The 2,918-nt window shown below is 58.1% G+C and carries 4 protein-coding genes; all 4 read left to right on the forward strand.

Features of this window, described 5'->3' with window-relative positions:
* The first annotated feature begins 66 nt into the window (after positions 1–66).
* Entirely contained in the window at positions 67–369 is a 303-nt protein-coding gene (locus tag M3461_08510; GenBank protein ID MDQ3774387.1) for a transposase, read from the forward strand.
* A 17-nt stretch (positions 370–386) separates the two neighbouring features.
* The gene (locus tag M3461_08515; GenBank protein ID MDQ3774388.1) at positions 387–1,373 is read left to right on the forward strand and encodes a DDE-type integrase/transposase/recombinase; all 987 of its coding nucleotides are present in this window, start codon (positions 387–389) and stop codon (positions 1,371–1,373) included.
* 95 nt (positions 1,374–1,468) lie between these two features.
* Positions 1,469–2,167, forward strand: a complete 699-nt coding sequence (locus tag M3461_08520) for a TIGR04255 family protein (protein ID MDQ3774389.1) — start codon at positions 1,469–1,471, stop codon at positions 2,165–2,167.
* A 47-nt stretch (positions 2,168–2,214) separates the two neighbouring features.
* Positions 2,215–2,769 carry a hypothetical protein gene (locus tag M3461_08525; GenBank protein MDQ3774390.1) on the forward strand — a complete coding sequence of 185 codons (555 nt, stop codon included), beginning with the start codon at positions 2,215–2,217 and terminating at the stop codon, positions 2,767–2,769.
* Positions 2,770–2,918 lie beyond the last annotated feature (149 nt).

The following is a 2,918-nucleotide window of genomic DNA, read 5'->3' on the forward strand; positions in this document are numbered from 1 at the left end:
TGTATTGCTCCGATTTCCCCGGACACGATGTAAAGTGAGACATGAGGTGTCGGGAAGGTAACGGCTATGGGCAAGAAATCGGAACTGAGCGTTGAACAACGTACGCAACTGATGCTGCGGATGCTGGGTAAGGAGGAGCCGGTGGCGCAGATTGCGCGGCGGGCCGGGATTGCCGAGGCGACGCTGTACCGCTGGCGTGATGAGTTCATCAATGCCGGCAAGCAGGCGCTGAATGGACGTGGCGCGGACACGCGGGCGGCCAAAGAGACTGCACGGCTGAATGCGCAACTGGCCGAGCGTGACCAAGTGATTGGCGAGCTGACCATTGCCAATCGCATTTTAAAAAAACTCTCGGGCGGCTCGCCCTGAGTGCCGAGCTCCGTGCCATGGTCACCCAGGCGATTGAAACGGCGGAACCCCCGGTGCGGCTGAATCGGGTACTGCGGGCGCTGGGTGTGGCCGTGTCGGTGTGGTACGGCCAGGGGGTACTGAAACCCAAGAAGCCTGGCCGCAAACCCCAGGCGGTGCCCGAGGCGCTGGCGGCGCAGGTGCGGGCATTGGCCGAGCGCTATCCGTGGTGGGGCTACAAGCGCATTGCGGTGGTGGCACGGCGGGCGGGATGGGTGGTAAGCAACCAGGTGGTCTACCGGGTGTTCAAGGCCGCGGGGCTGCTGCAGAAGAAGCGGGTGCGCGAAGCCTCGCTGTATCAGGCGGCGCGGTTGTTTGAGCTGCTGCCGCAGGCGCCCAACGAGCTGTGGCAGGCCGATGTGACCTACCTGCACATCCCAGGGCACGGCTGGTGGTATGCGGTGACGGTGATCGACTACTACTCGCGCTACCTGCTGGCGTGCCACTTCACAGCGAGCTACAGCGCCCCGGAAGTGGCCACGGCGCTCGATACCGCTCGCGCGGAGGCCGAGCGCATCCACGGGCTGTTGACCAAGACGCCGTTTCTGGTGACCGACAACGGCTCGAGCTTCCTCGCGCGGCACTTTCGCCGCCACATCGAGGGGCAGTACGCGCATGTGCGGATCCAGTACCGCACGCCGACGCAGCTCGGATTGTTGGAACGGTTTCATCAGACGCTCAAGACCGAGGAGGTGTACTGGAAGCTCTACAGCAATCCGGGCGAAGCACGGGCCTCGCTGGAGGTATTCCGGCAGCGCTACAACGACGTCAGGCCGCATTGGGCGTTGGTCCCATCGGGGCAACGTGATCCGCTGACGCCGGCCGATGTGTACGTGCATGGACGAACAGTGGAGTTACCCAAGTGGCAAGGTTGGGCAAAAGCCGCCAAGGAAAAATTGAAAAACATGACTGAAGGCGCGCACTTACCATCAAGCGTGGCGCCTGCGGCTGAAGCGGTTGCCTGATACCGGTGAGCACTCTCACAAAATCAGGTCGGACGTGTCCAGTTGATTTCGGAGCCAAGACAAAAATCTATTCGCACGCTCCGATCACTGAAGCGGTGATCGAGCTGCGCGTGGATCCCGAAGTGAGCCAGAAGGAACAGGAGAAAATAGTTCAGCGGCTCAAGAAAGACTATCCGCACTCGCAACACCTCAATGCGTTCAACGTCAACTTCAACGCGAGCCCAACTGGCAGCGGTGTAACGGTGAGCCAGCAACCGCAAGGCTTCCGCTTGACCTCTAACGATCAAGCAGACGTTACGATCATCACGCCGCTAAACATAGTAACCGCCCGTCTCGCGCCTTATCTTGGCTGGAATGCTTTTCGTGGCCGAGCTGTCGCTGTGTGGAAGGTATGGAAACGAGTCACCAAGCACCGCTCCGTCGTGCGCGTAGGCATCCGGTTTATCAACCGGATAGATATTCCACTCGACGACCGTAACCAAATACCGATTGAAGACTATTTGACGTTCTATCCGCAAGCCCCGGTGATCGGAACGTTGCCGATGATCAGCTACCTCGCCCAGATCACGCTGCCTACTCACAATCCTTTATGGACAGCGACGCTCACCTCGACAGTCGTGCCGTCCCCGCTACTCAAACACATGTCACTGTTGCTCGATATTGACGTGTTCCGTACTCGGGAGATTCCGATGAAGGACGATGATTTATGGACGACGATCGATGAGGCGCGCGACATTAAGAACACCATCTTCCAGCGTTGCATCACGCCACTATCTGAGAGGCTCTTCAACTAATGATCCTTCAAATAATCCCTTCCATCTGGACGTTACAGCCAACCGCAATGTTTCCGGCCGACAGCGATTCGGGCAAGATAGCCGAGGCCGTGACAAGCTTTCGATCGTTCCGGAGCCCCGGCTCGCTTGGCGAGCAGGCAAAACCGCTGTCAATCAAGGCCGTGCCAATTGAGGAACGCCTCTACGACGCACGTGCTCTTTGCAAGACAAAGACGGCTGCCGTCGCCATGCACCTCGACTTCGAATGGCGTTCTCTTTTTTTTTCTCAGCTCGACAGCCTGATGGACTTCGAAAACTGGGAAAAGGAAGATCTCCCCATTACCGAAGCATCCTTCACCACATTGTTGCGGATGCTTTTACTTATACGACCAGCACGACGGCCTGGCCTCGGCTCCACGAGCTATGGCAACATCATAGCTGCGTGGACGGTGGAGAAGGATCGCCTCACCATAGAGTGCTTGCCTCGTGATGAAGTTCGTTGGGTTTTGAGCCGGTATCTCGACGGCGATCGTGAAAGCGCTGCTGGGCAGGTCGCGTTATCCCGTTTACTTGCCGTGCTCGCACCCTACAATCCCGAACGCTGGTTTGCCGATGGCACGTAAGAAAAAACTACCGCCCCCCGACCACGTGATGCGTTACGTCTCTTGGAACAAGCTTCGCAAAAATGAGAATGATGAGGTGATTGGTATCCTCGGTGAGGCCTTCAAAATGCGAGATTCCGATAAGTCGCTTTCCACGACTTGGCTTGAAT

It is taken from the genome of Pseudomonadota bacterium, from assembly GCA_030860485.1.
Taxonomy (GTDB): Bacteria; Pseudomonadota; Gammaproteobacteria; order JACCXJ01; family JACCXJ01; genus JACCXJ01.

Coding starts and splice junctions, on each gene's coding strand:
- M3461_08525 (MDQ3774390.1), top strand. CDS start 2,215: ATGTTTCCGGCCGACAGCGATTCGGGCAAGATAGCCGAGGCCGTGACA.
- M3461_08510 (MDQ3774387.1), top strand. CDS start 67: ATGGGCAAGAAATCGGAACTGAGCGTTGAACAACGTACGCAACTGATG.
- M3461_08515 (MDQ3774388.1), top strand. CDS start 387: ATGGTCACCCAGGCGATTGAAACGGCGGAACCCCCGGTGCGGCTGAAT.